Origin of the sequence: Mycoplasmopsis agalactiae 14628, assembly GCF_000266865.1 — a bacterium.
Classification (GTDB): Bacteria; Bacillota_I; Bacilli_A; order Mycoplasmatales; family Metamycoplasmataceae; genus Mycoplasmopsis; species Mycoplasmopsis agalactiae_A.
The window spans coordinates 38,520-57,709 of record NZ_AJPR01000004.1; the positions used below are offsets into that span (position 1 = coordinate 38,520).

General features: G+C 29.8%; 16 protein-coding genes and 1 tRNA gene. 6 read left to right on the plus strand and 11 right to left on the minus strand.

Features of this window, described 5'->3' with window-relative positions; genetic code table 4:
- Position 1: 1 nt before the first annotated feature.
- Together MAGB_RS01060 and MAGB_RS01065 are read right to left on the minus strand one after the other, a co-directional pair.
- Positions 2–1,942 (minus strand): S41 family peptidase, encoded by a 1,941-nt coding sequence (locus MAGB_RS01060; RefSeq protein ID WP_004023983.1) that lies wholly within the window; start codon positions 1,940–1,942, stop codon positions 2–4.
- Between the two features lie 23 nt (positions 1,943–1,965).
- Positions 1,966–4,026: a S41 family peptidase gene (locus MAGB_RS01065; RefSeq protein WP_004023984.1), complete on the minus strand. Its 2,061-nt coding sequence runs from the start codon at positions 4,024–4,026 to the stop codon at positions 1,966–1,968.
- A 293-nt stretch (positions 4,027–4,319) separates the two neighbouring features.
- On the opposite strand from MAGB_RS01065, the gene gltX reads away from it, so the two are divergent.
- The gene (gene gltX / locus MAGB_RS01070) at positions 4,320–5,711 is read left to right on the plus strand and encodes a glutamate--tRNA ligase (RefSeq protein ID WP_004023985.1); all 1,392 of its coding nucleotides are present in this window, start codon (positions 4,320–4,322) and stop codon (positions 5,709–5,711) included.
- Positions 5,702–6,109, plus strand: coding sequence for a hypothetical protein (locus tag MAGB_RS01075; protein ID WP_004023986.1), 408 nt, complete (start codon positions 5,702–5,704; stop codon positions 6,107–6,109). Before gltX ends, MAGB_RS01075 begins: the two co-directional genes overlap by 10 nt.
- Positions 6,110–6,164: 55 nt before the next feature.
- On the opposite strand, the gene MAGB_RS04535 is transcribed toward MAGB_RS01075, so the two are convergent.
- From MAGB_RS04535 to MAGB_RS01110, 7 genes are all read right to left on the minus strand, one after another.
- Positions 6,165–6,287 (minus strand): hypothetical protein, encoded by a 123-nt coding sequence (locus tag MAGB_RS04535; RefSeq protein WP_013456350.1) that lies wholly within the window; start codon positions 6,285–6,287, stop codon positions 6,165–6,167.
- Positions 6,288–6,359: 72 nt separating this feature from the next.
- Positions 6,360–7,508 carry a methionine adenosyltransferase gene (gene metK, locus MAGB_RS01085; protein ID WP_004023987.1) on the minus strand — a complete coding sequence of 383 codons (1,149 nt, stop codon included), beginning with the start codon at positions 7,506–7,508 and terminating at the stop codon, positions 6,360–6,362.
- A 209-nt stretch (positions 7,509–7,717) separates the two neighbouring features.
- Entirely contained in the window at positions 7,718–8,683 is a 966-nt protein-coding gene (locus tag MAGB_RS01090; RefSeq protein WP_004023988.1) for a YwaF family protein, read from the minus strand.
- Positions 8,684–8,700: 17 nt separating this feature from the next.
- Positions 8,701–10,059 (minus strand): signal recognition particle protein, encoded by a 1,359-nt coding sequence (gene ffh / locus MAGB_RS01095; RefSeq protein WP_004023989.1) that lies wholly within the window; start codon positions 10,057–10,059, stop codon positions 8,701–8,703.
- Positions 10,060–10,086: 27 nt separating this feature from the next.
- Positions 10,087–10,902 (minus strand): GNAT family N-acetyltransferase, encoded by an 816-nt coding sequence (locus MAGB_RS01100; RefSeq protein WP_004023990.1) that lies wholly within the window; start codon positions 10,900–10,902, stop codon positions 10,087–10,089.
- Positions 10,903–10,973: 71 nt separating this feature from the next.
- Positions 10,974–11,213: a YdbC family protein gene (locus MAGB_RS01105; protein ID WP_004023991.1), complete on the minus strand. Its 240-nt coding sequence runs from the start codon at positions 11,211–11,213 to the stop codon at positions 10,974–10,976.
- Between the two features lie 167 nt (positions 11,214–11,380).
- Entirely contained in the window at positions 11,381–12,382 is a 1,002-nt protein-coding gene (locus tag MAGB_RS01110) for a nicotinate phosphoribosyltransferase (RefSeq protein ID WP_004023992.1), read from the minus strand.
- A gap of 220 nt (positions 12,383–12,602) precedes the next feature.
- Here MAGB_RS01110 and MAGB_RS01115 point away from each other — a divergent pair, with 220 nt between their 5' ends.
- Positions 12,603–13,787, plus strand: coding sequence for a phosphoglycerate kinase (locus tag MAGB_RS01115; protein ID WP_004023993.1), 1,185 nt, complete (start codon positions 12,603–12,605; stop codon positions 13,785–13,787).
- Between the two features lie 88 nt (positions 13,788–13,875).
- Here the strand turns inward: MAGB_RS01115 and MAGB_RS01120 are convergent.
- Positions 13,876–13,949, minus strand: a tRNA-Gly gene (locus MAGB_RS01120).
- Between the two features lie 216 nt (positions 13,950–14,165).
- Between MAGB_RS01120 and MAGB_RS01125 the strand changes: the two genes are divergently transcribed.
- A complete protein-coding gene (locus MAGB_RS01125; protein ID WP_004023994.1) occupies positions 14,166–15,488 on the plus strand; it encodes a putative cysteine peptidase in 1,323 nt (440 codons plus the stop codon).
- A complete protein-coding gene (locus MAGB_RS01130; RefSeq protein WP_004023995.1) occupies positions 15,488–16,384 on the plus strand; it encodes a hypothetical protein in 897 nt (298 codons plus the stop codon). The genes MAGB_RS01125 and MAGB_RS01130 overlap by 1 nt, the downstream gene beginning before the upstream one ends.
- A gap of 100 nt (positions 16,385–16,484) precedes the next feature.
- Here the strand turns inward: MAGB_RS01130 and MAGB_RS01135 are convergent, their stop codons facing one another.
- Complete coding sequence (locus MAGB_RS01135; protein ID WP_004023996.1) at positions 16,485–17,846, minus strand: M17 family metallopeptidase; 1,362 nt, start codon at positions 17,844–17,846, stop codon at positions 16,485–16,487.
- A 112-nt stretch (positions 17,847–17,958) separates the two neighbouring features.
- Here MAGB_RS01135 and mnuA point away from each other — a divergent pair, with 112 nt between their 5' ends.
- Positions 17,959–19,173, plus strand: coding sequence for a membrane nuclease MnuA (gene mnuA, locus MAGB_RS01140; protein WP_004023997.1), 1,215 nt, complete (start codon positions 17,959–17,961; stop codon positions 19,171–19,173).
- Positions 19,174–19,190: the final 17 nt, after the last annotated feature.

A 19,190-nucleotide genomic window follows, 5' to 3' on the forward strand; every position in this document is an offset into this window, starting at 1 on the left:
TTTACTTCTTAAATTTCTTAACTAAGAAATATGACATTGAAGATAAGGCAGCAACACCTGATGCTACTCCGACTGAAATACCAGCAATTACACCTGCTTTTTTGCCTCTTCCTTGTGGCTTTTCTACATTATTGGGAGTAAAACCACTATCAGGTATTATGATCATTATATTGTCATTATCAGAATTAAAATCAGGAGTATTATGCGGCTTTGGAGCAGGTAATGGCACTGGCTTTTTAGGTTCTAATGGTTTCCAAGGTATAGAATTTGGCTTATTTATAGGTTTATTCGGCTCAATATTATTTTCTTTATTTATTTCGTTAACAAACTTTTGCAAGTATTCTAAATCATATAAATTCTTGGCACCGGTTTCAATATTTTCTTTAAAAGGATAATCTGGATTTATGCCAAATTCATTTGTTTTAAAGTCCTTATCGGTAAAAACAGTGTTACTGCTAAGCTGAATAATATCGCCAGTTGGTAAAATGTAATAATCAATTGCTGAAGAGCCACCAAAAGTGTTATATCCTATAACTTTGCCTAAATTATTATCTCTTACTAACTGTGGGAAAATATTGCCTGCGCTAAATGAAAAAGGAGCCGTAAGCACAAAATAATTAAAATTATATTTTGTTTTCTTGGACTTTATTGTTTCAATTTTATTTTCTCCAGTTAAAGGATTATGAGTCCATACATTAAATGGTTTATCAGTTAAAAAGCCCATAATTTCATAGGCTGCGCCAATATAACTGCCACCATTATGAGTAATATTGAAAATAACATTTCTAACGCCTTTTTCTTTAGCTTCTTTTAATGATTTTTCAATGTATGTTGCGCTTTTTTCTTCAAATGCTCTAAATGAAATTACTGCTGTCTTGCCATCAGGGGTATAAAGATTTTGATACTCTATGTTATTTTTAAAATAAAGCTTTCCTAATTCTTCACCTAGCTTGAGTCTGTCAGTTACCCTTTTATTAACTTTAATAGGATGCTTTATTACTTCATTGTGTTTTAAATAATACCCATCTAAAATATAAGCTGAATGAGAATCGTCTAAATCATTAATAATTTTTCTAGTTGATAAATAATGAATGTCACTATTATCATGTGTGATTTCACTTTTATATGTCTCTATAAAACCTTTATATGATTCATTGAATTTCTCATTTTCGCCAAATTTAATTCCATAATAATGATCAAGTAAAAACGAAAAATATTTGAATTGAAACTCTTTTAAACCTTTAGGAATTGATTTTTCATTGTTCTTTGTTGATTGCTTGAGATAAAAAGACCCTGATCCAGATAAAGACTCAACAAATCTAAATAAATTTAGCGCCGCACCATTAAAATATGTTTGAATGTTTGATTCATTTAAAAGGATTTGATTTAATAAAATTTGTGGCAGGTATAAATCATTTTTGTCTTTAAGAATATCAATATCATATTTATTAAGATCGTATTCAAATTCTTCAGTTGAATTTTTGTTTTCAGACCCTAAAAATTCAATATCTAATTTCTCTTCTCCACGCTCATGCTTTTTTAATATAGATGTAAAAATTTTGTAGTTAGAAACAACTATTTTTTTCTTGTCGTAGTCAATTGAAACTGTAAACTTGCTTTTATCGTCTTTGCCTGTTTTATAGGTTAATACAACTTTGTTGCCATCAAAATTATAGTCAATATTTTCTCTTTTAATAACACTAGAAACAGCATCTAAAAACTCTTTTATTCCTATATACGCTACATCATTATGTAAATACATTTTGGCTTTTTTATCTTCAGGCTGGTGATTTAATTCTTTTGCTAAAGGAATTAAAGGAAATTCTTTTAATTGTGAGCTTATTGCTTCATTATTGTTATTATTAACAGCTGCTGAAATCCCTACAAAAGGAGTAGCAGTGCAAGATGCTAAAAATATATGTTTTAGTTTTCTAATTTTCATGATAATTGCTACTCCTTTTCTTTTTAATTGTTGCTCTTATTAACTACTTGTTCAATATATTCAAGATCAAACAGCTTTTCTAAATCATATTCGTCATTTTTCTTATCAAATTCAATATCAGGTTCAACGCCAAATTCATAACTATTAAAGCCCAAATTACATAAAGTATAGTTGCCACTTCTTCTAATAATTGTGCCAGTAGGTAAAACACTTATTCTAACTTCAGATGCTCCACCAGCTGACTTATACCCTATAATTTTAGCCAAATTGTTATTCTTGGCAACGGCTGCAAACATATTTCCAGCTGAGTAATTTATAGGAGAATTTAAAATAAAGTATTTGAAATTAAATTCAGGTTGTCAGACTTCAGACTTTATATTTGTTATAGTTTTATCTTTAGTCAAAGGATAAAACTTGTTGTATTTAAACTTTTGATTTGTTAAGTATCCTAAAATTTCTCAAGTAGCTTGCACTGAGCCACCACGATTTAGAGTTAAATCAAAAATAATGTTTTTGGCTCCTTTATCTTTTGCTTCTAGTAGCTGCTTTTTAAGTCCATCGGTTGTATAACGAGTTAAGATATCAATTTTTATTATTGCAGTTTGATTATCTTTTGTATACCTAACAGTTGCCTCATTTAAATTATGGCGCTCTTCAATACGTAACAACTCACTTTCATATTGCTTGAATCTTTTTCTTCTTTCCTTTAATTCATCACTATCACGCACTTCTATTTGTTTTTCTAAATTGCTTACATACTGATGACCTCAAAGCAATACTTTAGTATGAATATCATCTAGATCATAAATAATGTAATTGAGTGCCATAAAGTGTGTTATGTTGTCATCGCTTAAAATATCATTCTTATATTGCTTTAAAAAATCATTATATGAACTATTGCCTTGAGGCTTTATTGGATAAAAAGTATCTAATAAAAATAACAAGTAGTTATACTCAAAATCCCTATAATTAAGGGGAATTGGTTCATCCTTAGCATTTGAAAGTAACTTCATCTTACTGTCATTGTTATTATGATCATGAACCTGATTAAACTCAAAAATGTATACTTTATCACCGTTAAAATAAAGTTGATTTTCTGACTCGCCTAATATTAATTGATTAAGCATCACAAATGGCAAATATAGCTTGTCATTTTTACTAAGTATGTCAATTTTATACTTTTGTAAATCTATCTTAAATTCAGTGAACTTGTTGTTTGAATCCTCATAAAATTCTAGTTTAGCTTCAGGCTGATATGGCTTAACTGAATCAAAGAAATCGAACCCAGAAACAGTTATTTCTTGCTTAAGATAATCAAATTTAATATAACTTTCTTTAGTGATATTTTCTCTTTCATTATTTGACGAAATATATTGTTTTACAGACTTCAAGGTAAAACTATTATTTGTTTTCTCAACTTTAAGCGACCTTTTTAATTTATATAATTTTCCGTTATATAATGCATCTTTAATTCCTGAATCATTAATCGCAAGCACATCTTTAGCTAACTCAACAAATTGATCTAAATCAATATAATCAATATCATTATGTTTAGCAATCTTAACACTTTGATTTTTTAGGTTTAAAGCGACTAAAGATACTAATTTATAGTCTTTTTCAACAAAAACAGTGTTTTCGATTTTTTCATATTTTAAGAATATTTTAGTATCAGCAATAGGCTTGAAATCATGTGGCAACTCATTAGCAAACTTATTATCTAAATAATAACCAACTAACTTATGTTTTTCTTTAGTAAATTCCATTAAAGAAAAAAGCTTTAATACTTCACCTTTAGTGTGCTCAATTTCCTTAACAACTTTATTATTATCAACATAGCTAATTTTAACTTTTTGTGCTTCATTATTAGGAGTTGTATTAGTATCAGAATTATTGCTTTTATGTTGATTATCTTTATTACTAGAGCTTGAGCTATCTTGCGTTCCAGGTATATTTCCAGGAATCTTAGGATTATTAATTATTTTTGGAATATCTTTGTTACTATTAGACTGTCCATTAGTGCAACTAATTGCTAATGATGGTATCAAAATAGGTGTTAACATCAATAAAATAGGTTTTTTGGTCATTTATTATCCTTGGGAAAACTAATACTAAAAATGGCGAAAATATACCAACTAATACAATTATACAATCCCATCTAACTGATATTAATATACAAAAAATATGCCATACTCAAAAAGTATGGAAATATTTTTATATCTTAATCATTTTTTATTGTTTGATAATTTTAAAAACTGCAAATTAAAATGCTTATAATATTAAATATATTATTTAGGAATAATAAACTAATAGCGATTAGTTTTTTAAATCAACCTTATAAACTTATAAGTTTATTTTTTAACAAAATGGAGAATTATTTATGAATAAAGTTAGAACTAGATATGCTCCTAGTCCAACTGGATACTTACATATAGGCGGTGCTAGAACTGCTCTTTTTTGCTATCTATTTGCTAAACACTACAGTGGAACTTTTGTTTTTAGACTAGAAGATACTGATGTTAAAAGAAATGTAGCTGATGGAGAAAGAAGTCAGTTAGAAAACTTAAAATGGTTAGGAATAATTCCTGATGAAAGCCCACTAAATCCTAATGAAAAATATGGCAAATATAGACAAAGTGAAAAATTAGAAAGATACAGACAGATTGCCAATGAATTAGTGCAAAAAGGTTTTGCCTACAAAGCATATGACACTTCTGAAGAATTAGAAATGCAGCATTCTGAAGCTGAAAAAAAGGGAATTGCTTCCTTTAGATATGACAAAAACTGGCTTAAAATTAGCGAAGAGGAAAAACAAAAAAGAGATAAGGCCGGTGAATACTCAATAAGATTTAGCATGCCTAAAAATGTTGTTTATGAATGAAATGACATTGTCAGAGGCAAAATTAGCTTTGATTCTAATGATATTGGTGACTGAGTTATTCAAAAATCAGATGGCTATCCTACATATAATTTTGCTGTAGTAGTTGATGACTTTGATATGGAAATAACTCATGTTTTAAGAGGTGAAGAACATATTACTAACACTCCCAGACAGCTTTCAATTTACAAAGCGCTTGGCTGAACAGCTCCTGAATTTGGACACCTTACAGTTATAACTAATATGGAAGGTAAAAAACTTTCAAAAAGAGATACTTCATTAAAGCAATTTATTGAAGATTATAAAAATGATGGCTATGATTCGCATGCTATTTTTAACTTTTTATCTCTTTTAGGCTGAACAAGTGCTGATAATTCAGAAGTAATGAGTCATGAAGAAATTATTACTAAATTTGACCCTTCTAGATTAAGTAAGTCTCCTTCAAAATTTGACATTAAGAAAATGCAATGATTCTCAAAACAATATATTAAAAATATGGATAATGAATTAATTATTAATCAGCTAAATTTAAATAATGATGAATGAACCAATTTATTTGTTGATACCTTTAAACAAAGTGTATTTGCGCTTAAGCAGCTACTAGTTGAAAAAGAAAACTATGATAAGCCTTCAGAAACTGCTCCAAGTTTAACTCAAGCTGACCTTGAGGTTGTGCTTGCCTTTAAAAATGAGTTGCAAAATAAGGATTTTACAATCAGTCAAATTCAAGAAGCAATTGATCAAGTAGCCCTTAAAACAGGCAAAAAAGGCAAAAATTTGTTTATGCCTATTCGGCTAGCAACAACCTACATTGAACATGGTCCAGAATTAGCTAAATCAATTTATTTATTTGGCAAAGACATAATTTTAAAAAGACTTTCACAATGAAACTAATATTTACTTCATTAGTCAAGCAACCAAATGCTGAAGACATAAAGGTTGAAGCTGAAGTTGATGCTGAATATGAAATTTATAAAAGTCCTGATGAACTAGAAACAAAAGCATACACTTTTAAAGAACCTGATACAGGCATATCTACTAGAGTTGAATTTACTAACGCTAGCTTAAATATTTTTAGAGATGCTGTCACACTTGTTTTTAAACTCAATAAAAAAACATATGATTCATCAATTCATAATGAAAATAATCAATTAATTCCACTTATCTCAGTTCTTGACGAAATAGATTTTGAAAAAAACAAAGCGGCTTATAGACTGCTTATACAAGATGCAAATGATAATGAAATTTTATTATCTAACTGTTTTATAGAGCTAAAGGTAAAATTAAACTAAATCGTGAATTAAAAATCAAGCAGCTGTTTGCTTGATTTTTTACTTTTTGGAATGATTATTTAGCTTGTTCAGCAGCTGCTCTTTCAGCTCTTCTTTTGTCACGTGCTTGTTCTAATTGTAATTTGTGTAATCTTTTTTCAGCACGTAATTTATTCTTAACTCTAACAATTTTACGCATGCTTGTGACCCCTTTTAATATGGTGATTTTTCTATTTTACCATAATGTTTTAGTCTGCATAATATTTTGCATTTATTTTATGCCAAAATATGCTTTAATTTCATCAACTTTGTCTAAGTTTTCTCAAGGAAACATAATGTCTTTACGGCCGAAATGACCAAAGCAAGCTGTATTTTTGTAAATAGGCTTTCTTAGTCCTAATTCGTGAATTATGGCTCTTGGTCTTAAATCAAAAATAGCGTTTATAGCATCAATAATTGATTCATTAGGCACTTTGTTTGTTCCAAATGTGTCAACAAAAATTGAAACAGGTTCGGCAACACCTATAGCATATGACACTTGTATTTCAAGTTTATCAGCAACATTAGCAGCAACTAAATTTTTAGCTATTCAACGGCATGCATATGCAGCAGAACGATCAACTTTGGTAGCATCCTTGCCACTAAAAGCACCACCACCATGATGTGCGGTTCCGCCATATGTATCAACAATTATCTTTCTGCCAGTTAAGCCAGCATCACCTACAATCCCACCAATTACAAATCTGCCAGTTGGATTAATTAAAATTTTGCTTGGCCTATTCATATTATATTCATCCATAATTGGATAAATTATTTTTTCTTTAATGACTGTTTTAAAGGCATTTTCGTCAAAATTTTCATCATGCTGACATGAAAACAAAACAGTGTCTACTTGTGTTTTGCCATCTGACAAGTCTAAAGTTACTTGGCTTTTCATATCGCTTTTAGCATGCTTAAATTCACCTGATTTAATTAATTCACTAGCCTTTTGCACGATTCTGTGTGCTAAAGTTATAGCAAGGGGCATATATTCTGGAGTTTCATTTGTTGCGTAGCCAAACATAATGCCTTGATCTCCTGCACCAATTTCATCGTCATCTAAAAGCACACCTTGTGCAATATCATCACTTTGTTTTTTAATATTCAAAATAACTTCCGGTACATTGATTTGATAATCTTTATCAATGTTAAAAATTGTTTTAAGTGCAACATCTTCTATATCTACAGTGGCATTAGATGCTACTTCGCCAGTTATATAAATTTGATTGCCAGAAGCAACAGTCTCTATTGCTAATCTTGAGTAAGGATCTTGCTTGATAAATTCATCAATTACAGCATCGCTAATTTGGTCACAAATCTTATCAGGATGGCCTAAACCAACTGATTCACTAGTGAATAATATTTTTTTATTATTAATCATAAATAAAACTCCCGCCTATTTATTAATGCAAATAGGGCGGGAGAAAATTTATCATAAAGCATGTTAGATAATATATCTCTTGCTGTCCACCTTACAATAATATGCAGGTTGGCTTGCATCATAGCTAGCAAAGCTCCGCAACTCTATATGCTATTTATAGTAAAAATTATTTTATCTTAAAATGTAAGATTGATAAGCAAATTACGTAATTAATTTGCGCTGGTAGCAAATTCATCTTTTTTAGATTTTCTATCTCTTTTGAAAAATTGCTTCATTGACTCTTTATAATTTGCTCAAAACTCAGAACGAGTGGTGTAAGCTTTAATTTTGCCTTCTTCTTTGACAATATGTAATTTGTCAAAAAGTGCTCAAAATGCAACAAATAATACTGTTAATACAATGCCTAAGAAAATGAAAAGCAAGATGTGAGTTGGTCAAGCCACTACTTTACCAAGCTTTTCATATAAATCATTATTTTCGTTAAGACCTAAGTATCAATAATTTGATTTTCAGCTTGGATCTTTTGCATATGTATCAAGCACAAAATTTAAACCAAACATTACTAAACAAAGCACAACAAAGAATGCGGTTGTTTCAACTGTTGTTTTGAATGTGTATTCAAATTTTGAAATAGCAAATAGAATAAATGGAACAATAAATGAATAAACATGAAGTAGTAAATAATCTCAGAATCAGAAGCTATCAGCACCTGAATATTCGCCCATAGATGGCACAAATAGAGCAGAAATTGCACCAAAAACGCTTAAAAATCCAAAGTATTTAATTAAATCTGGCCTATTGATAATCATTGCCACAGACAAGAAAATAACCATAAGCCTACAAAAATGAAGTGGTAATACTTCAAATTTAAATTGGTAATCAGTATATATAACAATTCCTGTTCGTGCTAATATTCCTAATAATGACAGTATCCCAAAAAGCCTTCAAAATAGCACTTTTGGCATAAACATTATCTTTGTTGTTCTTGCATAATCTTCCTTGATTATGCGCCTAAATAAGCTTATTAATAATGAAGCAACAAATGTTGCTGCTACAAAAGATCAGTAAATAGATTGTGACAAAAGAGCACCATGGTTGTTTTTAAAAGCCAAAGTGCCTTCAATATAGTTTTCACTAAATAGTCTAGGAACTAGAAAATTATTAACTGCTTTCATTGTTTACCTATTATATATTAAAATCCACCAGAACCAAAACCTAATTTATTAAGCTCAGAGAAGTCTCCGCTCTTTACTCTTTTAGCCATCTCGGTCATGTTTTTTGACATCTGGTCAAAGTCATTGAGGAGCTTATTATACTCTTGAGCGCTTCTACCTGAACCTTCCATAATTCTTTTCTTTCTTGAAGCTTGTTTGAGCAATTTGGGATTTTTTCTTTCTTTAAGTGTCATTGAGCTAATTAATATTTCATAAATTGCTAATTTTCTTTCAGCTTCTTCAATTTTTTCAGGGTTAATTTTGTTAGCCAAACCAGGAATCATTTTTAAAATTTTGCTCATTTTTCCAAGTTTTTTAATCTGCATTAAATTGTTCATTAAATCATCAATTGTAAAATTTCCCCGCAACAATTTAGCCACCATATTATTAGCCATTGATGGGTCAATAACTTCTTCAGCTTTTTCAATTAAGCTCATAACATCGCCCATGCCTAAAATTCTATCAGCCATTCTATCAGGGTAGAATAAATCTAAATTACTAATTTTTTCACCAGTACCGATAAATCTTATTGGCAATGATAAAACTTTAGAAAGACTAAGTGCAGCACCACCACGTGCATCTGAATCCAACTTAGTTATAACTGAGCCAGTTAACTTTAGTCTATCATTAAAAGTACTTGCAACATTAATAATATCTTGACCACTAAGAGCATCCGCTACAAAAAAGATTTCTTGTGGTTCACTAATGTTTTTTAACTCTCATAATTCATTCATTAAAGCTTCATCAATACTCAAACGACCAGCAGTATCAATGATGATGAGATCATTTTTGTTTTCTTTTGCAAAAGCTAAGGCTTCTTTAACTATTTCTTGTGCAGAAAAATTAGTACCTTTTTCAAAATAATCAACCCGTATACCTTTAGCTAGTGTCACTAATTGTTGTACAGCAGCAGGACGGTAAATATCAGCAGCAACTAAAAGAGGTTTTTCAACTTGGTTCTTTTTCTTTAGAAAATAAGCAATTTTGGCACAAGCAGTGGTTTTACCACTACCTTGTAGCCCTGTCATCATAATAATATATGGCTTTTTTGTAATTTCAACCGGTCTAACTTCCTTGCCTAAAATATCAACTAGCTCATTGTGCACAATTTTAATCATTGTTTGTTCAGCATTAAGTGTTCCAACTAAATTAGCACTAAGTGCTTTTTCTTTTACATTAGCCACAAAATCTTTAACTACCTTTAAGTTAACATCAGCTTCCAACAAGGCCATTTTGATGTCTCTAGTTACACCTAAAATATCTTCTTCACTAACAACAGTTTTGCTAGCCATTTTTTTAATAGACTTTTGTATTCTATTTTCTAAAAAATTAAGCATGTCTACCTCTTTTTCTTTAATTGCTACTTATTTGACAACTGAAATTGTATATAAATTACCGCAAGGTATAAAACCTATTCTATGATAAATTCTTCCTGCAGCAGGATTATGATAAAAAAGCATTGCAGTCTTTTTTTCATTGTTGATAATATGATTTGTTAAAGCAGCCACTGCTTTAGTAGCATACCCTTTGTTTCTATATTCATTTAAACAATAAACTCCGCCTATTAAAACCGAATCATCTGTTTTAATGGCAACAAGTGCATTAGCAACTACCTTATTATCTTCTTTAATAATAAATGGGCTTAAAATGCCTTTTTTATAGGAGTTTTGGTAACTCTCCAACTCTTTTTGATAACTTGAAACTAGTGACTTAAATTCATCAATTTGCATTCTTGATTCAACAATTGGTGCTAAATCATCATACATAGCCATTTTCACTTCAGATAAATCTAGATCATTAATACTTTTATCACAGTAAGCTAATTCCTGATGATTTACTTCATAGATTTTGCTATTCTTTTCAAAATATGAAGCATAATGGCTAAAAATTTTGTCGCTAATATTAATTGTTCTAATGTTGTGTTCTTTAACAATTATCTCTAATTGTTCAGTTGTTATTAAATTAAAAGGATCGTAAATTAAAAGTGTTTCATAGTAAATTAAAATAACACAATTAACCTTATCATTTTCATCTTTATGAACAAACACAGGCATAAATTTAGCATCAAGGCCAAATGTTTTGATGTCACCAATAAAAAAGAAATTAAGTAACTTATCATTATTTAAGAAGCTAAATATATCATCTAAATCTTTAGCTATTGCTTTTTGTAATTTAAGCATACCTCTCCTTTTTTATTAGAAAAACAAAATATTCCTTATGAAGGAAAAATTAAATATAAAGAATCATAAATTTATTTATCAGCTAATTCAGTAACAAGTAAATCTCTTAGGTTTTTCAACTCTTCTAAAGTTAATGTGATTCCCTTACTTGAACGTGAGTGATCATTATTTCAGTCTCTAATATCGTATTTAGCTTCTCCACCATTTCATGAAATAAGATTTAACTCTTTTTTATAGCCACCAACAGTAGTTGAAATCTCACCAACATAACGCACAATTTCATTAGAAATCTGAGGTTTTTTATAAGCCATATAATCTCCTATATATGAGTATTAGTTTCTAATATTTTTTATCTTAATATTAATATTATACTTAATAATATGCCTCTTATGCTTTTAATAATTTACAACTGTTTTGTTTGGCACAAAATAAAAAGACAGCCGCTTTTCCAAAAATGGCTGTTTTATAGTACTATAAGCTAATTATAGTCAATCAATTTGCTATTAGGGCGGTACATTCTGCCTTCTTTAGCTTCATTCTTTCCGTTTAGTAAAACTGCATCAGCTGAGAAAAAGCACTCAAATTTAAACATTGCTTGACCAACTCCATATGAATCAACAGGTGCATTTGCTTCTTCAAATTTTCTAATTTTTTCTGCACTAAAGCCTGATGAAACAATGATTTTAACATCCTTAGCCCCCGCTTTATCTAAAGCTTGTCTTAGTCTTTTAATCATCTCAATGTTGACGCCATAATATTCTTTATTATCAGGCTCGTTATCAAACATTTTATCTTTCATATTCTTTGAAGTGTCAACTCTTACACCATAAAGATGTTTGCCTAATTCTTTAAATGATTCTAATGACTGCTCAATTACATTATTGTGGTAATCAACTAGTGAAATAATTTGATCTTCAGGTCAAGTCTTTGCATATGCTGCCATTGCTTTAGCAGTATTGCCCGCAAAGTTTTGGATCAAAATGTGTGGCACTGAACCAAAAGATGAGTGCGAAGGATTAACATTTTGAGCATCAGTTGACATTGCACTTACGCCAGCTACTGAAACAGCTTTGCCAGCAATTACCTGCATCATATAATGATCCGCTCTGTCGCCCATAAATATAATTTCCTTGCCATTAGCAGCCTTAACACATTCATATGCATTAGTTGCTATTGATGTGCTTCTTGTTAAAATTCCATCAATAATGCCTTCGTAAATGCCAAAATCTTGATAGTGTCCTGTTAATTCTAGTGCTGTCTCAAACTTATTAATTATTGATCCGTCTTTAAGATATCTAATCTTATACTTAGATGTATCTGTGTGCTTTTCTAAAAACTCTAATGCCTCTTCCATCCCAGCAAGCAGTGCATTATCTCTTCTTTGAAAAAACTGCAATGTTATTATGTTATCTGGGTTTTCTGTTTTTAATATTTCATTTGTTTTATGGAAGTATTTAGAAATATATTTATTTATGTCCATAGCTATTGTTAATCCTTAATCTTAATATTTAGTATTGAATATAATTATATATTATCTGTTGATTAAACTATAAGTTGATTATAACTATGAAACAGACTTATAAGCTCTCTAGTGCATTTTGTTTCTTAAATTAATTTCATATTAGTGTTCATAGTAAGACTAAAGCGCAAAATAAAATTTATAATAATATTAATGATCATTCATTATTAAAAGGACAAATATGAAAAAAAGTATTGATGATATCAAGTTTATGGGTAAAAAAGTCTTAATGAGGGCAGACTTTAATGTGCCAATTAAGAATGGAGTTATTACTTCAAATAAAAGAATAGTTGCAGCAATACCTACAATTAAAAAAATAATTAATGAAGGTGGTAAATTAATTTTAATGTCACACTTAGGCAGAATTAAAAGTGCTGAAGATATGGCAAAAAATGATTTATTTCCTGTTTCAGTTGAGCTAGCAAAATTGTTGAATAAGCCTGTTTTATTTGTGGATTCGACAAGAGGCATTGAATTAGAAAATGCTATTAACAGCTTGCATAATGGCGATGTTATTTTGATGCAAAATACTCGTTATGAAGACATTAACGAGAAAGCTGAAAGCAAAAATAATCCTGAATTAGGTAAATATTGAGCCTCATTAGGAGATATTTTTGTTAATGATGCTTTTGGTACAGCTCACAGAGCGCATGCATCTAATGTCGGCATTTCCAGCCACATTAAGCACTCAGTTGTTGGCTACTTAATGCAAAAAGAAATTGAATCACTTACAAAAGCAATTGAAGCCCCTTCACATCCATATGTGGCAATTATTGGTGGTGCTAAAGTTAGTGACAAAATTAAAGTTTTAGAACACTTAATTCCACTTGTTGATAAGATGATAATTGGTGGCGGTATGGCTTATACCTTTAAAAAAGCACTTGGCTACACTATTGGTACATCAATTTGTGAGGATGACTTCTTGCCTTTTGCCAAAGACTTTTTGGAAAAAAATAGCACAAAAGTTGTTCTTCCAGTTGATAATGCATGTGCTAAAGAATATGCAGACGTTGAGCCTGTTTACTGTGAGCTAAATATTCCTGAAGATCAAATGGGATTAGACATTGGTCCTAAATCAATAGCACTATTTAAAGAAGCCTTAGCAGGAGCTAAAACCGTTGTTTGAAATGGCCCAATGGGTGTGGCTGAATTTAATAATTTTAGTGCTGGAACACTAGAAATAGCTAAGGCTATATCAGAATTAGATTCATGCTATTCAGTAGTTGGTGGCGGCGACAGTGTTGCTGCGGTTCAAAAATTAGGTATGGAAGATAAATTCTCTCATGTTTCAACAGGTGGTGGTGCTTCATTAGAATTTTTACAAGGCTTAGAATTACCTGGTATTAGCGCAATTGAAGATAAATAATAAAAGCGTAAAAAAAATGAGCTTGTTAGAGGCTCATTTTTTAAAACAAAATGTTGTTTTACAGTACTTTACGGTATTTAGAAATATATGGAGCAAATGAGGGGAATTGAACCCCCGTATCCAGCATGGCAAGCTGGTGTTCTACCATTGAACTACATTTGCATAAGCAATATTATTTTATACTAAAAATATGTTTTACAAAATATTTTTTGTTGATTATTTGTTAAACAAAAAAACATAAATTGATATCATCAAAAACCAAAATATGAAACAGTTCCATAAATATTTCAAAATTTGCAAAAAATTATTGTTTATCTTTGCGTCCTAAATTTTGGCATGAATAATTTAATATAATTAAATTATGGAGAGGGGGAAATTATGTATAATTTTAACTATTCTGAAACACAATATATTGATAAAATTAACGATTTGTTTATTTCTGTGGATGAACAAAACAAAATTACTCAATATTCAAATTTAGATATTTCGAAATTAATAAAATATTTTGAATTAGAAATTTTCAAATATGATAAGACAACTGATTTTAAGGTTGCAAAAATTAAATTTTTCACTGACACTATGGGCAATCCAATGGTGTATGTTGAGTATAATCCATTAGGGTGCGCTGTATTTTCTTTGAAAAATTTTGATTCATTAATAATAAACATAGAATCTAAAGAACGCAAAATATCAAAACTGGATAAAATTAAGAAATATTCATTAAATTTATATACTGGTGATTTCTTCGAAATCGAAAAAGACTTCAAGTTTCATAATGATAATCCTCTTTATAAAAACTTAAGCAAAAATCCTACTAATGTTTTTAAAACATTGAACAATCATAGTTTATTAAATACTAAAAAATCATTATCATCAGGGAAAATTACAAATGATTCGAATGGTTTTCCTTCCTTAGGAACATATATTCCTGATTTTGTCAATAAAGATCATAACGATAATAAAAAAATAATACATGCTGACAAAGAGGTGTCACACTCATGATGATTTAAAACCCTATTCAATGGATTTGGCTACACTACTCCTCGTGATTATGGATATGATGACTGATTAGATCGTGGTCTTTGTCATTATATTGCTTCATCAATACTTTTGCAATACAGCCAACTATTTTTGTCACAAGATACATTATCTGATGAACAGAAAACTAAGTATATGACAAAGCCAACTACTTCTGATAAAGAAAAAGATGAATTGGGATATCCAACAGCTCCTGAATTTAGCAAAGAACTTGTACATGATTTATGAGAAAAATACAATAGTAATTGGTTTGCAACATCAGGTGGTGTTCTTGCAGGTGCTATTGAAAGATTACTAAATGATAATAATAGAAAATCTCCTATATATGTTCACTACAGAGAAGCTGGAGCAATTAGGCCATGAGCATGGATAGATTCTGACCAGCCATGTCTAGTTATGGGTTCAATTCCTGTCGATAGCAAGGGTACTAGAAGTATACATGCAGTTGTTGTTTATGGGTATTTTGATAACGGAAGAAAAACTCTAGTTCACTTTGGATGACCTAATGAGTCGCAAGTTATTATGGATAGCTCGTTATATTGAAGTTTATCATTAATAGCTTTATCGCCTATTAACAAAAAACCTTCATTGGCTGATAAGAGCTATTTTATGCAAAATGGTCAAAATATTGATGTCGAGGATTTTGAAAGGGGGAGTAGATAATGCATAATTTAAACTTGTCCATGCAATCAAGTTTATGAACCTTGTTTCAGTTAAAATCTAGTAAGAAACGAAATGTTGCGATTGCTTTTACGCTTTTACCACTAATTACCATATTTGCTTTTTTTATAGTCGATTTAGTTCTTCAATCAATTGATTACATACAGTATTTTGACACTAATTCAGGCGGTATTAAAATTGATTTTATTCAAAGTATGTTTGCTTATTCAGCAATTAAGATTGTGCTCATAATTTTATTTTGTGTTATTCACTTATTATTCATACTACCAACAATAAGCAAGCTAATAGTAGATGCAAATGATTTTGAAAATTCAAAAAAATATTGCTTAGCTAAGCATATAAAAGAATCATGTGTAGAAAACAAAAAAATTTCTTCATTATTAATTGCTCAATTTTGAGTTGATTGGTTCTGATACTTAACATACATAATTATTATGTTTGTGAATTTTGCAAGTCTACAAGTTATACGTTATACTTCAGATTTTAATAATAATTATCCAGATGCAATTTTGTACGGAATTAATTTGGTTTTCTCTATTAGTTTAATTATTAAATTCTTGATAATTGATAATCTAATTCCACTTATATACAATAAAAAATCTCAATACACCGTTATCAATGGCAATTTAGCTAACTACTTGTGGCTATGCATAACATGAATTTCTAGCTTTTTATTCCTTATTATAACTACTACTGCAGGAACAAATTTAAAATTAATGCATTGGGTTTTTATTTATTCAGCGCCAGCAATCATTAGTCCATTATTATTAATAATTTTATATTTTGCAAAAGCTACCTACATAATGATGGTAAATAAAAATAATAGAAACATATTTACTTATTTATCAGCATGATTAATCCTTTTTAGATATGAATAAATTAGATTGTTTCACTAAGTAAAAAAATGAATGTCTGAACATTCATTTTTTAATTATCCTATAAAACAGGATCATTGGTAAAATCTTTATTTTATACTAGTTATTTTTGAATAACAAATTCAACTAATGTGTCAACTAAAACTCCGAGTGGTTTGCCTTTTGAATCAGCTGTTCCTGCTACATCACAATGTATAAAAGGAACATTATTTGTAAACTGTTTTAGAAACATTGCTGCTGTGTTTGAATCAGATAATTCATCGTTATTATAGTTATTTAAGTCTGCCACTATGCTTGCTTTATTAGGCTCATGAAAATCATCATGCAATGGCATTCTTCAAACTTTTTCTTTAGCTATTTTAGCTGCTTTTTCAAATATACTTCAGTTATTGTCATCAGTTGATCATATTCCAGAATAACTTTTGCCTAAAGCGCTTAAAATTGCTCCTGTTAGAGTAGCAACATCAACTAAGCAAGTTGCTTTAAGCACTTTTGCCCCATAAAATATTCCATCAGCTAAAACTAATCTTCCTTCGGCATCAGTGTCAGTAACTTCTACAGATAGCCCAGACATTGACTTATAAACATTTTCAGGTAACGATGCGTCCCCATTTGTTCTGTTATCAGTTATACACATAACTGCAGCAACATTTTTCTTAACATTAAGCTCAGCTAAAGATTTTAAGGCATAAGCTACAATTACAGAACCAGACATATCATACTTCATACCTTCCATATGATATCCTTTAGTATTTACGCCTCCAGTATCAAATGTTATACCTTTTCCAACAAGTACAATTTTTTCATCAGAATCAGGATTACCATTATATTCAAGCACAACAACTCTAGCTTCATGAGTTGAACCTTTATTAACTGATAAAAGCAAATTCATACCTAATTCTTGAATCTTGCTTTTATCTAAAACTGTAACTTTTACATTCTTTGTATTAGCAAAATCATCTACTATAAAATTCGCCAATGAGACTGAATTACAGTAATTTTCGGGCATAACTTGTAAGTTTCTGCACTTGTTTCTGTTATTTGCAATAACTTCAAATTTGTGCGCTAACTCTGCATATGTTTCGTCATTAAATAAAAATGTGAAATTGCTTTTAGCTGCTACTGATTTCTTAAGATTAAATAATGAAGCTTCATAAAATATAATTCTTGAATAAAATGCCTTGATAACATCTTCAACGCTGAACATTTTTTTAGCAAAAGAGTTAATATCAATTTGATATTCTCTTTTTCTGCCAATAATATTTTTATCTATTACTTCAACCAAGTCATCATAGCTTTCTAACTTACTTGTTAAATAAATATATGCAACATTTTCATTATGAAATTCAGTAATTGCACCATAACGCTTGCTTAAAAAATTATATTTATCACACTTATCCAATTCTTCATATTGTGCTATTAATAACATCTTTTCGTCTCTATTTGTTAAATAATACTTTGACATTTTGTGACCTTTCATGTGAAACAATAATTCTATTATAAGAAATTTAGACCAATTTCCATATAATTTGCACTTAATCTAATAGTTAAATTATGGAGGATATAATTAAATTGCTATGAAAAAAGTAAAGTGAATTTATACATCAGCAGGGATACTAACTGCTGCAGGATCTTTAAGCACTACAGTGTCTTGTTTTATACCTTTTGGCGATAGTGATAGTTCAAAAATAACTATTTCAAATTCGGCCAATGCCCCTATAAATAAGGCACAAAATGATAATATATCAGGCGGACTTAATGTTGCTAAATCTGGCGCATACAAAGATATAAATATTGGTTTTTGAAATGTTTTAAATTATTCACCATCATCTCTTAGTTCAGCATACTTTAAAACTCAAGCTTTAGCTTCAGTAATTGCCCAACAACACTATGATTTAGTTGGATTAGTCGAATTAAAGGGGAGCAATAATAACCATTTAGATGAGTTAATAAAGCTTTTAAATGAACAAAGCAAAAAGATCTCATCACTTGACAGATGAGCTTACAGAGTTTCAGACAAATATCTTTCTAATCCTAGCTATAAAAAGCATGATGAAAGTGAATTTGCAGGATTTTTGTATAAAACAAATAAATTGGAACCAATTCAATTTAATGATGGTTCTATTGGAAAAATATACAAAAAAGACAACCCAGAGTTTAATGAAACTCCTTTTGGTGGTGGAGTAAAACACTATTCAAGACCGCCATTTGGAATGAAATTTAGAATCCTAAACAACAAATTAAAAAACAATGACTTTACTTACATAATAGATCACTTTGACAGTCCTGGAGTTAAAAAATCAACAGCTGAGGTTGCTTCTAGAGGCGCTGGCTCATCAGAATTAAATGAAGCTCATAACCTTCAATACGTATTTGACTATTTTAATGGAATAGATGGCGAAAATGAAGACTTATTTTTTGCTGGTGATACCAACATAAAAGCAAGTAATCATAATGAGGCTTTTAGTTGAATTGCTAAAAACCCAATTTACAAAAATGTTTTTGAACCCACAAGCGCAAACAATACTTCACTTAGCGCATCACTGAACAAATATGCTAATTCATATGACAAAATAATTCATCGTTCAAATCTTAAATATAACAATCCAAAAATATTTAAGTTATACGACTTTGTTAATAATGTATTTCTTTACAAAAATATAAATTCACTGAATGACTGAATGAATTTTGTTAAATCATCATCAAGAAAAACTTATGGATCAGACTATGGCTATATCAGAAGTGGAATTTCAGACCACTCTCCAGTAGGATATACTGTTTTATTCGAATAGTACTATAAAACAGCCAT